At 63.3% G+C, this 14,041-nt stretch carries 15 protein-coding genes and 4 pseudogenes; 11 read left to right on the forward strand and 8 right to left on the reverse strand.

Going from position 1 to position 14,041, the window contains the following annotated elements; translation table 11 throughout:
- From CD928_RS24000 to CD928_RS04915, 7 genes and pseudogenes are all read right to left on the reverse strand, one after another.
- Positions 1-84: transposase (locus CD928_RS24000; protein WP_369679301.1), on the reverse strand; the 84-nt coding region annotated here is incomplete at its 3' end.
- A 67-nt stretch (positions 85-151) separates the two neighbouring features.
- A pseudogene (locus CD928_RS23720) lies at positions 152-286 on the reverse strand (IS481 family transposase); the annotation flags it as partial.
- Positions 287-385: 99 nt separating this feature from the next.
- A pseudogene (locus CD928_RS04895) lies at positions 386-1,968 on the reverse strand (IS66 family transposase).
- 70 nt (positions 1,969-2,038) lie between these two features.
- Positions 2,039-2,392 carry an IS66 family insertion sequence element accessory protein TnpB gene (gene tnpB / locus CD928_RS04900; RefSeq protein ID WP_054588704.1) on the reverse strand — a complete coding sequence of 118 codons (354 nt, stop codon included), beginning with the start codon at positions 2,390-2,392 and terminating at the stop codon, positions 2,039-2,041.
- A complete protein-coding gene (locus CD928_RS04905; RefSeq protein WP_081997356.1) occupies positions 2,389-2,793 on the reverse strand; it encodes a transposase in 405 nt (134 codons plus the stop codon). Before CD928_RS04905 ends, tnpB begins: the two co-directional genes overlap by 4 nt.
- A 125-nt stretch (positions 2,794-2,918) precedes the next feature.
- Positions 2,919-4,066, reverse strand: a protein-coding gene (locus tag CD928_RS04910; RefSeq protein ID WP_095385752.1) for an IS3 family transposase whose coding sequence is annotated in 2 segments (ribosomal slippage) — positions 2,919-3,808 and positions 3,808-4,066 — 1,149 coding nt in all. Because the reading frame shifts where the segments join, the coding sequence is not laid out codon by codon here.
- A 63-nt stretch (positions 4,067-4,129) separates the two neighbouring features.
- Positions 4,130-4,465 (reverse strand): annotated as a pseudogene (locus CD928_RS04915) (IS481 family transposase); the annotation flags it as partial.
- Positions 4,466-4,519: 54 nt separating this feature from the next.
- Here CD928_RS04915 and CD928_RS04920 point away from each other — a divergent pair.
- Positions 4,520-4,823, forward strand: a pseudogene (locus tag CD928_RS04920) (integrase core domain-containing protein); the annotation flags it as partial.
- Between the two features lie 197 nt (positions 4,824-5,020).
- On the opposite strand, the gene CD928_RS04925 reads toward CD928_RS04920, so the two are convergent.
- Positions 5,021-5,497 carry a helix-turn-helix domain-containing protein gene (locus CD928_RS04925; protein WP_081997358.1) on the reverse strand — a complete coding sequence of 159 codons (477 nt, stop codon included), beginning with the start codon at positions 5,495-5,497 and terminating at the stop codon, positions 5,021-5,023.
- Between the two features lie 364 nt (positions 5,498-5,861).
- On the opposite strand from CD928_RS04925, the gene CD928_RS04930 reads away from it, so the two are divergent.
- From CD928_RS04930 to CD928_RS22930, 10 genes are all read left to right on the forward strand, one after another.
- Positions 5,862-6,698, forward strand: coding sequence for a DsbC family protein (locus tag CD928_RS04930; protein WP_082665251.1), 837 nt, complete (start codon positions 5,862-5,864; stop codon positions 6,696-6,698).
- Between the two features lie 184 nt (positions 6,699-6,882).
- Positions 6,883-7,197: a hypothetical protein gene (locus tag CD928_RS04935; protein ID WP_054588705.1), complete on the forward strand. Its 315-nt coding sequence runs from the start codon at positions 6,883-6,885 to the stop codon at positions 7,195-7,197.
- 137 nt (positions 7,198-7,334) lie between these two features.
- Complete coding sequence (locus tag CD928_RS04940; protein ID WP_054588706.1) at positions 7,335-7,601, forward strand: type IV conjugative transfer system protein TraL; 267 nt, start codon at positions 7,335-7,337, stop codon at positions 7,599-7,601.
- 8 nt (positions 7,602-7,609) lie between these two features.
- The gene (locus CD928_RS04945; protein WP_054588707.1) at positions 7,610-8,251 is read left to right on the forward strand and encodes a TraE/TraK family type IV conjugative transfer system protein; all 642 of its coding nucleotides are present in this window, start codon (positions 7,610-7,612) and stop codon (positions 8,249-8,251) included.
- Positions 8,235-8,999, forward strand: a complete 765-nt coding sequence (locus CD928_RS04950) for a type-F conjugative transfer system secretin TraK (protein WP_054588708.1) — start codon at positions 8,235-8,237, stop codon at positions 8,997-8,999. Before CD928_RS04945 ends, CD928_RS04950 begins: the two co-directional genes overlap by 17 nt.
- Entirely contained in the window at positions 8,996-10,288 is a 1,293-nt protein-coding gene (locus tag CD928_RS04955) for a TraB/VirB10 family protein (RefSeq protein ID WP_054588709.1), read from the forward strand. Before CD928_RS04950 ends, CD928_RS04955 begins: the two co-directional genes overlap by 4 nt.
- Positions 10,289-10,317: 29 nt before the next feature.
- Positions 10,318-10,926 carry a TraV family lipoprotein gene (locus tag CD928_RS04960; RefSeq protein WP_054588710.1) on the forward strand — a complete coding sequence of 203 codons (609 nt, stop codon included), beginning with the start codon at positions 10,318-10,320 and terminating at the stop codon, positions 10,924-10,926.
- Entirely contained in the window at positions 10,923-13,451 is a 2,529-nt protein-coding gene (locus CD928_RS04965; RefSeq protein WP_095385755.1) for a TraC family protein, read from the forward strand. Before CD928_RS04960 ends, CD928_RS04965 begins: the two co-directional genes overlap by 4 nt.
- Positions 13,448-13,780 (forward strand): hypothetical protein, encoded by a 333-nt coding sequence (locus CD928_RS04970; protein WP_095385758.1) that lies wholly within the window; start codon positions 13,448-13,450, stop codon positions 13,778-13,780. Before CD928_RS04965 ends, CD928_RS04970 begins: the two co-directional genes overlap by 4 nt.
- Complete coding sequence (locus CD928_RS22930) at positions 13,777-14,019, forward strand: hypothetical protein (RefSeq protein WP_141237088.1); 243 nt, start codon at positions 13,777-13,779, stop codon at positions 14,017-14,019. The genes CD928_RS04970 and CD928_RS22930 overlap by 4 nt, the downstream gene beginning before the upstream one ends.
- The last annotated feature ends 22 nt before the right edge of the window (positions 14,020-14,041 follow it).

The following is a 14,041-nucleotide window of genomic DNA, read 5'->3' on the forward strand; positions in this document are numbered from 1 at the left end:
CGCCAGCTCGCCGGTCTTCGCGCCTGCCTCCGCTTCCTTCAGCACACCAATGATCTGCTCTTCCGAAAACCTCAAACGCTTCATCTGTCCGTCCTTCCTTCAAGGCCGGACTCTAATCACTGTTGGAGGAAAATCAGGGGGTCACGTCATAGGGCTTGGTGAGGCGATGCTCGATGCCGTTCTGCTCGCAGACACGGCCGAAGATATGGCCGATCCATCCCAGTGGGCCGCCTTGGTCCCGCTGCACGAACTGTACGCCGTTATCTGTCAGGATGGTGTGGATCCTGGTAAGTGATAATTTTCCCCCACGCGGGGCGGACGGGCGCGGGCTTCGATTAGAAGCTGGCGCCTAATTTCGTTGTATCTAATTTCGATCGTGCTTTGCTCAGGCGGCGTTGGCGGTGGCACTCGTTTCGAACGTCATTTCGGCGGCCTTTGTATCGACCCAGTTCCCAGGTAGCAGGTCATCGATGGGCTCGCCGTCGCCGCGGGTGACGATGCGGGCAAGGACGTCGGCCAGGTAGGCGGCGGGGTTGATCGCACCCAGCTTGCAGGTCTCGATCAGCGACGCGATCGCCGCCCAGTTCTCGGCGCCCAGTTCGTGGCCCGCGAACAACGCATTTTTCCGTTGGAGTGCGATCGGCCGCATCGACCGCTCCACCGGGTTGTTGTCGATGTCGATCCGGCCATCGTCGAGGAACCGGACGAGCCCGGCCCAGTGGCTCAGTGCATAGTTGATCGCCTTGAGGGTCGGCGAGCCGCTGAACATGCGCCGGCGCTTGGCGTCGAGCCAGTCATGCAGCTCGTCGACGATCGGGCTGGACCGCGCCTAGCGGACGGCAAGGCGCTCCTCGGGCGTGCGACCGTGGATCTCGCGCTCGATGTTGTAGAGCAGCCCGATCCGGTGCAGCGCTTCGGTGGCGATCGGCGCGCCATCGCCCTTGCCGCCGGCGTCGAAGAAGCCGCGGCGAACATGCGCCCAGCAATAGGCCAGCACCGAGGGTCCGCCGGGACGTCCCGCCTTGCCGAACTGGCCATAGGCTTCATAGCCATCGACCTGCAGGATGCCGTGATACTCGCCGAGGAGCTTCGCCGCCCACATGCCGCCCCGGCCCGGCATGTAGCTGTAAACGATCGCGGGTGGATCGACCCCGCCATGCGGGCGGTCGTCGCGGACCATCGCCCACAGGTAGCCCGTCTTCGTCTTGCCGCTGCTCGGCGCCAGCACCATCGCGGTGGTCTCGTCGACGAACAGGCGATCGCTCTTCAGAAGCTCCGCCTTCTGCCGGTCGACGATCGGCTTCAGATAGCCCGCCGCGCGGCCGACCCAGCCCGCGAGCGTCGCGCGATCGATCGTCACGCCCTGGCGCGCCAACATCTGCGCCTGCCGGTAGAGCGGAAGGTGATCAGCGTATTTCTTGACGAGGATATCGGCGAGCAGCGCTTCCCTCGGCAGGCCGCCCGGCACCACATGCGCGGGAGCCTTCGCCTGCGCGACGCTATCGCCGCACGATCGGCACACCATCCTCGGCCGCACCGTCACGATGACGCGATATTGGGCGGGGATGATGTCGAGTCGTTGGGACCGATCCTCGCCGATCCGGTGCAGCGCACCGCCGCAGCCCGCGCAGCAGCCGGCCTCCGGCGCGATCTCGATCTCGTGACGCGGAAGATGCGCCGGCAGCGAGGCGCGGGTTCGTCCGCCGCACGCTTGCGCCGCGGCGGCGCGATGCCGGTGGCTTCCTCGCCCTGTTCGACCAGCAGTTCGGCTTCGGCCATCGATACGTCGCGATCTTCGAGCGCCAGCGCGAGCTGGCCGCTGTCGATCTTCTCCGACCGCTTGCCGAAGTGCATGCGATTGAGGACATCAAGAAGGTGCTGGAGCCGGGCGGAGCGGAGCCGTTCGGCGATGATCATCGCCTTTAGTGCCTCGACGTCGTCGGGCAGCTCTTCCACCCCCTCGCTCATGGTGCGGATGGATACATTATTTCGCGGTTTTCTGCCCGTTTTGTGCGGCAAGACGAGTCATTTTCACGGCCTATAACGCCATCACCGGACGCGCCACACGCGGGGCATGAACACGCGCCCAGTCGAGCCCTTCGATCAGCGCCGAAGCCTGCGCCGCGGTAAGGCTCATCACCCCGTCGCCGAAGCGCGGCCAGCGGAACGTGCCCGTCTCGAGCCGCTTCGTCACCAGCACCAGGCCGGTCCCGTCCCATAGCAGCAGCTTGATCCGATCGGCGCGCTTGCGGCGGAACACGAACATGATTCCGGAGAAGGGGTCGCGGTTCAGCTCGTGCTGCACGAGCGACGCCAGGCCCACCATTCCCTTGCGGAAGTCGACCGGCTTCACCGCCACCAGCACTTTGAGTGGTCCCGGCGGGATGATCATGTCGACACCTGCACCGCGAGCAGCACCCGCTCGATATGGTCGGCAGTCACGCCGTCGGGAATGCGGATCGTCATGCCCTTGATGTTGATGCGGATCTCGGCGCCGCTGCCCTGCGCCTTCGGCTCCTCGACCATTGCCGGAACGAAGGCCGGCGCGTCGTCCGATTCCATCCGTTCGCGCGCTTCCCGGCGCCAGGCGTAGAGCTGCTGCGGCAGGATATCGTTCCGGCGCGCGATATCCGCGACGTTCGCCCGCGGCGCCATACTCTCGGCGATGATCCGGGCCTTCGCTTCCGGCGTCCACTGCCGACGCTCGCGACCCGCCGGGATCACCTCCATCGGGCGAGCACGACCGTTCCCGTTGCTTTCGAAGCTACTTTCGAACGTCGTTACATCGCCCATCGCTAGTTACGCTCCCGATACAGAAGGCGCGCAACATAACGATCTCAGAACATTCGAAAATGTGGGGGTAAATTAGCGCTTACGGTGGCCTGCTGCCGGTTTGGTGGACACCGAGATAAGTTCATTCAGGCTACCCCAGCTTCACGTTCGAAGTCGATAGGACTGAGGTAACCCAAGGTCGAGTGACGCCGGGTCGGGTTGTAGAAGCATTCGATATAATCGAACACGTCGGCCTTCGCCTGCGCCCTCGTGCGGTAGATCTTCTTCCCGATCCGCTCGGTCTTGAGCGAGGAGAAGAAGCTCTCCATGGCGGCATTATCCCATACATTGCCGGACCGGCTCATTGAGCAGGTGACCCCATTGTCGGCCATGAGCCGCTGGAACTGCTCGCTGGTATACTGGCTGCCCTGATCCGAGTGATGCAGGAGAGCATCGGGCTTGCCGCGCCGCCAGATCGCCATGATCAGCGCATCGGTGACGAGCTGGGCTGTCATGTTGGGAGTCATCGACCATCCGACCACCCGGCGCGAGAACAGGTCGATCACCGCAGCAACATAGAGCCATCCCTCGGCCGTCCAGATATAGGTGAAGTCGGCCACCCACTTCTGGTTCGGCCTGTCTGCCGTGAACTGGCGATCGAGCACGTTGCCGGCGATGACCGAACGATCGCCGTGATCCTTGGGAAGCCCGCGTCGCCGCGGCCTCGCTCGCAGACCCTGCGCCCGCATGAGCCGTTCGATCCGGTGCAGGCCGCAGGACACCCCATCGGCCAGCAGGTCGTGCCAGACACGGCGCGCGCCATAAGTGCGATAACTTCCTACATGGCTGGCACGGACCTTCGCACCGATCACCTCGTCGTCGCGGGCACGCTGCGACGGCGGGCGGATCAGCCAGGCATGGAAGCCGCTTCGCGAGACACCGAGCGCCCCGCACATCCATGCCACCGGCCAGATCCCTCGGTGCTTCGCGATGAACTGGAACTTCATATCGAGTCCCTCGCGAAGTAGGCGGCGGCTTTTTTTAGGATGTCGCGCTCCGCCTTCAACTTGGCCAGCTCGCGCCGCAGGCGATCGATCTCCATCTGCTCCGGCTTCATCTGACCGTGACCGGGAAAGGCATGACCCGGATCGGCGGCAAGCTCCCGGACCCATTTACGCAGCACGTTCGCATGCACATCCAGATCGCGCGACGCCTGCGCGATCGTCACCCCGCGTTCGCGGACCATCCTCACCGCCTCAAGCTTGAACTCGCGGCTGAACTTCCTTCTTTGCATTGTGGACCTCCGATAGGTGGAAACACCCTATCTCGGTGTCCACCAAACCGGCAGCAGGCCACGGATCCTGTATGGCACCGTCTTGATAAGCACGCGCAGGAACGCTGCCGCGGCAAGCTTGGTCGCCCGGCGATAGATGCGGGCGAACACCAGCTTCGAGGTGCGGTCCACTTCGACATAGAGGAAGCCTCTTCCGCCTTCATAGCGCAGTTCCGCGATATCGACGTGGAAGTAGCCAATCTCATATTTCTTGAACTTCTTCGGCTTCTCCCGATCGGCTTTGGGCAACCGACTGATCCCGTGGCGTTGCAGGCAACGGTGCAGCGACGAGCGTGTCAGGTGTGGGATCACGTCCTTCAGCGCGATGAACACGTCGTCGAGCGGCAATCGCGCCTGCACCGGACACCGGATGTGTTCGAGGTGCTGGAACGGGGCTGCGCGCAAGTGGGTTATCCCGCCTCGATCAGGGCTGACAATGGCAGCGAATTTTATCTCCCGCGAGCTCGATCTGTGGGCCTACATGAAGGGCGTGACGCTCGACTTCTCGCGGCCTGGCAAGCCCACCGACAACGCGTTCATCGAGAGCTTCAACGGCAAGGAATGCCTTAACGCCCACTGGTTCATGAGCCTGGATGACGCGGTGCGAAAATGCGAGGCTTGGCGTAGGGACTACAACGAGGTACGACCGCACAGCGCGATCGAAAACAAATCACCGATATCGCTCATGTTGGCATCAGCGGCACATGGCCCGCCCTGATGTCAGCACGCTGGAAGGCTGCCAGCAGGGCGGTCCAGAAACGGGTAGCAGCTCAGAAGCCATCGAGTATCTTGGCAAGTTCTGGACGATCCTGGGATGTCGGTTTGCCCCGAACTTCGTCGTTCTGATCGCAATGCAACTCGGGTACGCAAATCCTTGTCCCTGGTTCACTTGACAAATTTTCAGAAGTAGCAATTTTAGCTCCTATCCTGAGTAGCAGGTAAAGATTGTGCTGTTCTTGACTGATTTTCAGCAGGGACTCGAACCTCGGCGCGCAGAGGTTCCTGGGCGCGTTCAAATTCGCCGCGGTGTGCAGCCCATCCTGCTCGTCTGCCGATATGAGTCCAGATCAGATATTCGATGTCGGCCCATTCGAATGGCGCTGGATCGATCGACGAAGCTTGGCTGTAGTCAGGGTCCAACAAGGGAAGAAGGACGAACGCGGGCGCGAGACGGAGCGCCGCTGCGCAACGTAAATGGTCATCGAGCGCCACGGCCGGGTTACCGCTCTCGATCTCTCGTAGCCAACGAACGCTCAATCCAACTCTGCGGGCAAGATGCTCCTGACTCAAGCGACGGCGAAGACGCTCGCTTTCGATGCGCCGCCCAGAGAACTCCTTGAGCTGATCCAGCGAAGCGACGCCGCCCTTCTCGCATGTCCTGGTGTCCGACATGAGCTTCCGTCCGAATAGTATGTGGTGCGCTAGCGCTCCATGCGAGGCTGGCTATCGCTGAGCGACACAGCAAGTAGAGATGCTTTCAGTCTATTAGCTTCGTTCATCTTCAAGGATTTCAGTCTGTGTCGCGCCTGACGCAATTCCCTTCAATTCATTGATTCCAATATGAAAGTTGGAATCACGATGCTCGGCTGCGGCACAATCGTGCCGCCTTGGGGAACGCGCCTGCCCTCACGATTGCCGCTGGCTCACAGCGCGTCCATCTATCCCTCCGTTCCGACCGGCTGACTTATCACTGGCTGCCTCATCGGACGTTCACGCAACCCACATCGAACGGGCGCCGTCGCGCCAGGGAGGACTCATGTCATGCGATTCCGCGAACGATCGTGCTGCGCCTCGATTCCGGTTATCGTCATTATCGGCGAACGGCCCCTTCAAGAAACCTGCCGTCTTACTGGCGGCGGCCGCACTTCTCGCCTCGCCGGTCGTTTGTGCACAAGAGAAGACGGAGAAGGTGTTGCTGGCAAAAGCCGCAGCGGAGGCGGAGCAGCAACTCAAGCAAACCTTCACAAATCTCCAGTTCGATGATTTCGAACCGGCGCCGGTGAAAGGCGCGATCTATCAAGCGAGTGCTGGCGGCCGGATCGTCTATTATGCGCCCGAGAGCGAGCATCTCTTGTTCGCGTCGATCTTCGACAAGAACGGCGTCAATCTGACAGCCCTCGCGCAGGAAGCCGGCATCTCCAACCGTCTGAAATCGATAGACTCCTCACAGGCGCTTGAAATCGGCCCCAAGGATGCGCCGACGGTGATCGAATTTACCGATCCCGACTGCCCCTATTGTCGCGCGCTTAATCGATATTGGGCAGCGAAGGCCGCCGAGGGAAAACCGGTCCGGCGTCTCATATTCTTCGTGAGCGGCATTCATCCGGAAGCCGCGGCAAAGTCCGAGCACATCCTGTGCTCAGTCGATAAGGCGGTAGCCTTTAAAGCCATCTATTCGGGTGCCGCGCCGACAGCGCTGCGAACCTGCGCTGAAGGCCGCGGAAAGGTCGAAGCTCACGCCAAAGTGGTCAGCGCCGCTGGTGTCAGCGGGACGCCGACCTTGATCGCGGGCGGCAAGCTCATCTCCGGATTTCAGCAGGCCGAGATCGAGGCCTTTCTATCCTCGGCGAAGACCAACCGTGTCTCTCGCTGAATTCCATCTCTTCATGGCGGCTGCTCGGACGCAGAGAGCATCATCGCTCTCGGTCCCAACGCACCGGAATGCCGGCGGCGACGCCCCTTCGGGCCGTCCAGCACCGCCGTCGGCCGACAACGATCACCATCGATGCCGGCAGGCAGAGTTCAGGGCGGCCCAATGCCCAAGAAAGCAATCATTCATGGTCAAAAAACTTACCAGAACCGTACTTTCGGCCGCCGATGTCGGCGTACCGGTCCTGCTTCTGTCGCTCCTCGCGGCAAGCGCCCACGCCTTTACCGCGCCCGTGGCGGGGGATCTCGGCTACGACATCTACGACATTGTCGTGAACCAGGGTGTCAAAGGCCCGCTCGGCTTCGTCGGGGGCGTCGCCGCCTTCCTGTTCGGCGTGTCGCGACTGTTCAGCAATATCATGATCGGCATCCCGACGATCGTCGCTGCCGTCTGCCTCATTAAGGCGGACAGCATCCTTCAAACCTTCGGCATGGTGATCTGACGGCATCGGAACGTGGGCAAGCATTCGGGTTCCACGCTCGCCCACGTTCCGGTCACCGGGAGGAAGTGCTCCCGGACCCTCGTCTTCGCTTTCGATTTGCTTCGCTGGTGAGGACCGTAGCAGGAGGAGAAGGGTCGATGGACGAACGCTTGCCCCAATATCTGCACAAGCCGGTTCAGATCCTGTGGTTCGGATCGGACGAGTTCGTGTTGGTGGTCACCACCATCTTCGTCGCCGTCATCGTCGGCGGACTGGTCGGTTGGGCGTTCATCGCGGCCCTTCTCCTTTTCCTGCCATGGAAGCGCGCGCAGCCGCGCGGTTTCCTCGCCCATCTCGCATGGCGCTGGGGGATGCTTCGCTTTCGCCATTATCCGGGTCCGACCCAAACCCGATTTTACGAGTGAGGCCGCAGATGTTCTCGCGTCATCGCAAACCCCGAAGCGCGCCGGTCGACCCGCTGCTCGGTAAACCCGCCAGCTTCGGGATCCATCGGTACATTCAGGGCTCATCGAACCTCTTCGAAGAGAACCGGCTGCTCAAGTTCGCGATCGTCGGGCTGTTCGGCATTACCGCGGTGCTTGGCACGGTCATTTACAGCTCGGACCAGAAAGAGCGCACGGTGGTCGTGCCGTTCGGTTCGGGCGGCGATCTCTATGTGACCGGCTCGAAGCCATCGGCCGCCTATATCCGCACGATGACGCGCAATATCGTCGCGCTCGCCGGGACCTATTCGGCCTACTCGGCCGACCGGCAGTTCCAGGAACTGCTCTCGATCGTCCATCCATCGGCGTACGACAGCATGCGCGACAGCCTGAACGGCATATTGGACGAGCTCGCGGGCAATCCGACGCTGTCGATCGCGACCTACATCCGCCCCGATCAGCCGGTCCAGTGGACCGAGCGTGACATCCTGGTCCCGATCGAGAAGGTCCGCGTGATCGGCGGTGTCATCCGCAAGTTCCGCGGCGAACTTCGCGTCCGCTACGCCGTCGAGAACGGACGCTTCTGGGTCATTTCGCTCACCGAGGAGAAATTCGATGTCCAGCCTCGCTAGGCTCGCGGCGGCGCTGCCCGTTGCCGCGCTGCTGTTGCCCGCGCCCGCATCAGCGCAAGCCATCACCGTCCTTCCCGACCAGATGAGCACGATCCGCCTCTCAAACCGCGACGTCAATCATATCGTCTGCGTCGGCGGCGAGATCGAGGATGTAAAATTCTCGGCCGAGAAGGCGATCGCGGTCGAGCGCGCGGGCTCCGACGCCTGGATCAAGTTTCTCGTCAAGGAAGTCGACGATATGGGTATGGTGACGCGCAGCTATGTGACGACACCCTCTGAGTTCTTCATCAGCTGCAACGGGGCCATCTATCCGCTCTATGCCGAGCCTACGGAAATTCCCGCGCAAACGGTCACGCTTGCTCCCGGACGGCCGCAGCGCGCACGGGCCAATGAGGAGCTGCTCGGGCCGCTAGTCGAGGAAGAGAGGGCAGTGTCGATCACGCTCGCGATGCTTCAGGACCGCGTGCCGGCAAGCTTCACCGAGGTCGCGCCGCGGTCGGGAACGATCACGATTGCCGGCCTCCCCTCGGCGCAGCTCGTCGAGCGCCGGCGTCTCGCGATCGAAGGCTCCGGCCTTTCCGTCTCCGAGTATCGCCTCGGTAGCGACAGCGATGTCGTGCTCGAGGAACAGCAGTTCCTCGACCGCGCGCTTGGCATCGACATCTTCGCAGTCACGCTCGACCGACTGAGCCTCAAGGCGGGCGAAAGCGCGCGGCTGATCGTTATCCGCCGGGGAGACGGCGAATGAACGACACGCCCGAACAAGAGCCGCTCGATCTCGGCGAGGTCGGCAAACCGCTTCCGCCCGAGGCCACTCGCGGCCCCGCTCTTCTCGCATTCAAGGAGCGCTGGGCGACGCTGGGCTCGAAACAGAAGCTGCGCGCCAAGCAGTTGAGTGTCGCGGGCGTCGTCGCGATGCTCGGTACCGGTCTCTACGCGGCGAGTACAGGCGGAGATGAGAAGGCGCCCGAGGCGCCAGCGGTGACCAAGCTCGACATGGGCGCCGGCCTGCGCGGCGACAGCCTCGAGACCAAGCTGCGGGGCGACCTCCAGAAGATTCTCGATGGCCAGACCTTGCTCGGCGACCGCGTCACCGCGATCGAGGAGGGCAAGGTCGTGCCCGGCAGCAAGCCAGGCGCACCTCCCGACGGCGACCCCGGGCTTCCCCCGGCTCTGCCGGGCGCGATACCGGATTATCCACCCGCGCCCGGCGATGCCGAAATCGCGACGGGCGAGATCCCGCCACCTCCTTCACCACCCGCGGCGCCCCCTGCTCCTCCTGCGCCCCCGGTTGAAAAGGCCGTCGGCGCGATCGGCGCCGCGGTGACCGCCCCCGGCACGATTGCCGCGGCCGATGGCAAGGGCGCGCCGTCTGGCGCTAAAAAAAAGACCCGGACGATCTATTTGCCACCTGGTTTCATGAAGGCGCGGCTGCTGACCGGGATCGACGCGCTCGCGAGCCGCGATGCTACCTCGAACCCCGAGCCGCTGATTGCGCGCGTCCAGGCGCCCGCCGTGCTGCCGAATGACGTCAAGGCCAATCTCTCGGGCTGCTTCGTCATCGGCAACGCGACGGGCAGCCTCGCCAAGGAGCGGGTCGAGGTCCAGCTCGTATCGCTGTCCTGCGTCGATTTCGACGAACGCTCGGTGGTCGACCAGCCGATCAAGGGTTTCTTCGTCGACACCGACGGCAAGAAGGGGCTGTCGGGCAAGGTGGTAACGCGCGCCGGCGCGAGTCTCGCGCGCGCCTTCATCGCCGGCACGATCAGCGGGATCAGCCAGACGGTCGAGAACACGGTCGGTGACGTGTCGACATCGGCCTTGGGTTCGGTGCGGACGCTCGATGTCGGCGACGCCGCCAAGGTGGGGATCGCAGGCGGCCTCTCGAAGTCGTCCGACAAGCTCACCGACTTCTATCTCGATCTCGCGCGGCAGGCGGGACCTATCGTCGAAGTGGGCGCCGCCAAGGACGTCGTCGTCGTCATCCAGGAAGGCGTCACGCTCGAGATCAAGCCGACCGCCGGGAGCAAGTTCTGATGCCCCCGCCCATCCTCGGAGGAATATCGATGACCGATATGTCAAACCGGCGCCGCGCGCGCCTCTGCTCAGCCGCACTCTTGCTTGCCGGCGTCTTGCCACTCTCAGGGTGCGCAACGCTCGGCTCAGCGATGTCGCCGTACAGCGAAAAGTTCAGCTGCAAGAACGACGATCACGGCCAGTGCATCCATCCCGAGAAAGCCTATGAGGATGCGGCGGAGGGCCGGGCTTCGCGTTCGGACCCGGCGGTGACACGCGACAAGATATTGCTCAAGGCGAACCAGCGCGGCACCGCGCGCCGAGGACGCAGCGATGCTGATGCCTATGGTGATTACCGCGACAGCGTCTACCGGGAGCTTCAGGGGCTGATCGAGGCGCCCGAGGCGCCGATGCTGCGGCCGGCGCAGGCGGTGCGAACACTGATCCTGCCCTATGCCGATCGGAACCGGCCCGACCGGCTCTATATGCCGCGTTTCGTCTATTCGGTGCTTGAGCCCCCCTCCTGGGTCGTCGGCGGCTATCTCGTGCCGCCGGTCTCAGCCGCGGCGCGCGTGCCGGTGCTCGAGCAGATCCGCGAGGTGCCCGGAAGCGAACTGACGCCGCCGGTTGTGCCCGCGCGCGCGGAGCCGCGGCCATGAAGGCGCCCGGAACCGGCGGTGGTCTTACCTTCTCCGACCTGCACCGCGCCGTTGCGCGCGACCGCTATTCGGATTTCCTCCCGCTCGTCGCCTGGGTCGAGGAAGAGGAAGCCTTTCTCTGCATCGATGATGGCTGGGGCTATGCTTGGGAGTTGACCCCTACCGCCTATATGTTCGCGCATGTTCACCAGGCGCTGCTCGGCCTGTTCAACGTCCAGTTTCCCGAGAACAGCGTCGTCCAGCTTATCAGCTTCGCCGACCCGCTGATTGCGCCAGCGCTCGACGCCTATCTCGACCTCAAGACCCGGCCAGATCCGCTGATCCAGGCATCGGCGCGCCGGACGCACGCTTATCTAAACGAAGGCCGGAACGGGCTTGGCGCGCTCCACGGCATTCCGGTGCGTGATTTCCGGACCTTCCTCGCTGTCAAAACGCGCGCCCCCATGCACAGCGACCTGCGCCGCCAGATCGAAGAGCAGCTTGCCAAGCTCGGCATTCGCCGCGTCGAGCCGCACGAAATGATCTCCTTCTATCGCCGTATCTTCAACGGCGTCTTCGAGGACGCTCCTGGCGTATTCGCCAGCGGTGCAGCCGGGCACCCCGCCCCGCCGATCCGCAAGCAGATCGTCGATGCCGGCCCCGATCTCGCTTTCGACGGACCCGAAGTGTTCCTCGGGGGCCAGGTCGCACGCTGCCTGACGCCGAAAGCGCCGGCGAGGCGGGTTACCGCGGAACACATGAACCGGCTGATGGGCGGGATGCGCGGGAGCGCCGAGGACAGCGACCAGATTGGCGGCCCCTTCCTCTATTGCCTCAACATCCTCTTCGACCATTCGCAGTTCGAAATTCACAAGCGGGCGCAGATCCTGTCGGCGCAGAAAGCGGCGGGCAGTTTCGCGGTCGAGGTCGGAAAACAGATCGAAGAGATTGGCTGGGTACTCGACGAAGCTGGCAACAGCCGCTTCGTGTCGGTGATGCCCACAGTCTGGGTATTCGGCCGCGACCGGCACCAGGCACGCGAGATGGCCGCGCGCGCCAAGCGGCTCTGGGAAAGCGAGCCGCTGCCCTGGATGGTTCAGGAGGAGAGCTATCTCAATCCGATCCTGCTGACCGCAAGCCTGCCCTTCGGCCTCTATCCCGAGCGCCGCACGATCAAGATGCTCGAGCGCGACTTTCGAATGCCAGTGAAGGCGGCGGCGCTGATGGCGCCGATCCAGGCCGATTTCCGCGGCGGCGGCCGCCCTGCCCTGCTCTACACGGGGCGTAAGGGGCAGCTCATCACGCTCGATCTCTTCGACCCGCGCATCAACAATTATAATTTCGTCGTCGCGGCAGAAAGCGGCGCGGGCAAGAGCTTCCTGCTCAACGACCTCTGCCGGCAATATTACGCCCAGAATGCGCTGATCCGCATCATCGATATCGGCGGCAGTTACCGCAAGCTCTGCACGCTGTGCTCGGGCCGCTATATCGATATCGGCGAGGAGCGGCTTGTTCTCAATCCCTTCGACCTCGGCCTTGCCCTCGATGGGGAGGACAAGCAGTCGGCGATCGCGATGGCGGTCGCTATCGTTGCCGAAATGGCCAATGCCGCGACGCGCAAGGGCGTGTCGACGTCGGAGTGGAACCTGCTCAAATCGGCGGTCCAGTGGACCATCGACGCGGGACATGCCGAGGAAGGCATTGACGCCGTCCGGGCTTGGCTCGGCTCCTATCCCGAGTTCGCGGAGTCCGAGCTCGACAAGGTCGAGCATCTGAAGCCGGTCGCGCGCGAACTGGCGTTCAACCTGCGGGATTTTGCATCGAACGGCGCCTATGGGCATTTCTTCAACGGCCCATCGACCTTCGACATCTCGTCCGACGAGTTCGTCGTGCTCGAGCTCGAACGGCTGAAATCGATGCCGGACCTGTTCAATGTCATCGTCATGGTCGTCGTGAACGCGGTCACACAGGAACTCTATCTCTCCGCCCGTGATCGCCCGCGCTTCGTGCTCTGCGACGAAGCGGCGCAGTTCATGACCAAAAGCGACGGCCAGGACTTGTCCCGGCTTGCCGAGGCCTTCGCGCAGGGCTACCGACGGGCGCGAAAATATCAGGGCAGCTTCGGCATCGTCCTCCAGTCGATGAATGACCTCACGCTGTTCGGCGGCACAGGCCAAGTCATCCTCGAGAACGCGGCGACGCGGTTCCTTCTGCAAGGCTCCACCTACGATCGCGCTGTCGAGAGCAAGATTCTTGACTATTCCGGGTTCGTTCTCGATCTCCTGAAATCGGTCCGTAACAACAAGCCCAACTATAGCGAGGTCTTCATCGATTCTCCGCTCGGGCTCGGCGTGGCGCGGCTTGTCGTGGATTCCTTCAGCTACTGGATCAACACCAGCGCGCCGGGCGAAGTTGCGGCGTTCGAAGCACTCATCCGGAACGGGCGATCGCCGCTCGAGGCTGTGTGCGAGCTCGCCGGTGTCGATCCGTGCGAGATCTTGGGTAATCGCCCCAACGGGCCGCCGGCATCGGAGCAGGCGGCATGAAACGGCGATCTATCCATCCCGACCAGTTCGAGATGCACCTCGACGCGATGTTGCCCTCCGATCGGGCGCTGTTCGATGCGGCCGTTGCGGCGGTGGCGGAGCGGCAGGCACTCGGCTGGCGGTTCCGGCTCGTCGTGATCGAATCCGTCATGATGGCCGGTCTCGTTCTTGTTGTCGGACGGCTGGTCGACCAGCCGTCGTCGCTGGTCACGCAGGCATCGGTGACGGTTGGGATCACCTGCTTCGCGAGCGGGCTGCTTCTCATCTGGCTTTCGTCCGTGATGAGCGCCTTGATGCTCCGCTGGCGCGGGCATCGGCGGATACGATGAACGGTCTTCTCTCCTGCACGCCCTCGCCGATCGCGGTCAGGCTCGCCGTCGGCGGCCTGATGCTCGGTCAGGCGCAAGCCCTCATCCTACTCGCCGCTCCGAGCCCGATCGAAAGCTCGCCACGATCTCTCATCGTCGTGCTGAGCCTTCTCTCGTTGGGTTCATTTGTCGGGGCGATCATCGGCGCCAGCACCTCCGATCCGCGAGAAAGATGGAGGGAATATCGCCGTGGAACATGACCCCGTCAGCGTTCGCGTGGCC

It is taken from the genome of Sphingopyxis sp. GW247-27LB (assembly GCF_002277025.1).
Classification (GTDB): domain Bacteria; phylum Pseudomonadota; class Alphaproteobacteria; order Sphingomonadales; family Sphingomonadaceae; genus Sphingopyxis.

Excerpts from the sequence above, each read along its gene's own strand:
- tnpB (WP_054588704.1), bottom strand. The coding sequence starts at position 2,392 with ATGATCATCCCGCCGGGACCACTCAAAGTGCTGGTGGCGGTGAAGCCG.
- CD928_RS04905 (WP_081997356.1), bottom strand. The coding sequence starts at position 2,793 with ATGGGCGATGTAACGACGTTCGAAAGTAGCTTCGAAAGCAACGGGAAC.
- CD928_RS04925 (WP_081997358.1), bottom strand. The coding sequence starts at position 5,497 with ATGTCGGACACCAGGACATGCGAGAAGGGCGGCGTCGCTTCGCTGGAT.
- CD928_RS04930 (WP_082665251.1), top strand. The coding sequence starts at position 5,862 with ATGTCATGCGATTCCGCGAACGATCGTGCTGCGCCTCGATTCCGGTTA.
- CD928_RS04935 (WP_054588705.1), top strand. The coding sequence starts at position 6,883 with ATGGTCAAAAAACTTACCAGAACCGTACTTTCGGCCGCCGATGTCGGC.
- CD928_RS04940 (WP_054588706.1), top strand. The coding sequence starts at position 7,335 with ATGGACGAACGCTTGCCCCAATATCTGCACAAGCCGGTTCAGATCCTG.
- CD928_RS04945 (WP_054588707.1), top strand. The coding sequence starts at position 7,610 with ATGTTCTCGCGTCATCGCAAACCCCGAAGCGCGCCGGTCGACCCGCTG.
- CD928_RS04950 (WP_054588708.1), top strand. The coding sequence starts at position 8,235 with ATGTCCAGCCTCGCTAGGCTCGCGGCGGCGCTGCCCGTTGCCGCGCTG.
- CD928_RS04955 (WP_054588709.1), top strand. The coding sequence starts at position 8,996 with ATGAACGACACGCCCGAACAAGAGCCGCTCGATCTCGGCGAGGTCGGC.
- CD928_RS04960 (WP_054588710.1), top strand. The coding sequence starts at position 10,318 with ATGACCGATATGTCAAACCGGCGCCGCGCGCGCCTCTGCTCAGCCGCA.
- CD928_RS04965 (WP_095385755.1), top strand. The coding sequence starts at position 10,923 with ATGAAGGCGCCCGGAACCGGCGGTGGTCTTACCTTCTCCGACCTGCAC.
- CD928_RS04970 (WP_095385758.1), top strand. The coding sequence starts at position 13,448 with ATGAAACGGCGATCTATCCATCCCGACCAGTTCGAGATGCACCTCGAC.
- CD928_RS22930 (WP_141237088.1), top strand. The coding sequence starts at position 13,777 with ATGAACGGTCTTCTCTCCTGCACGCCCTCGCCGATCGCGGTCAGGCTC.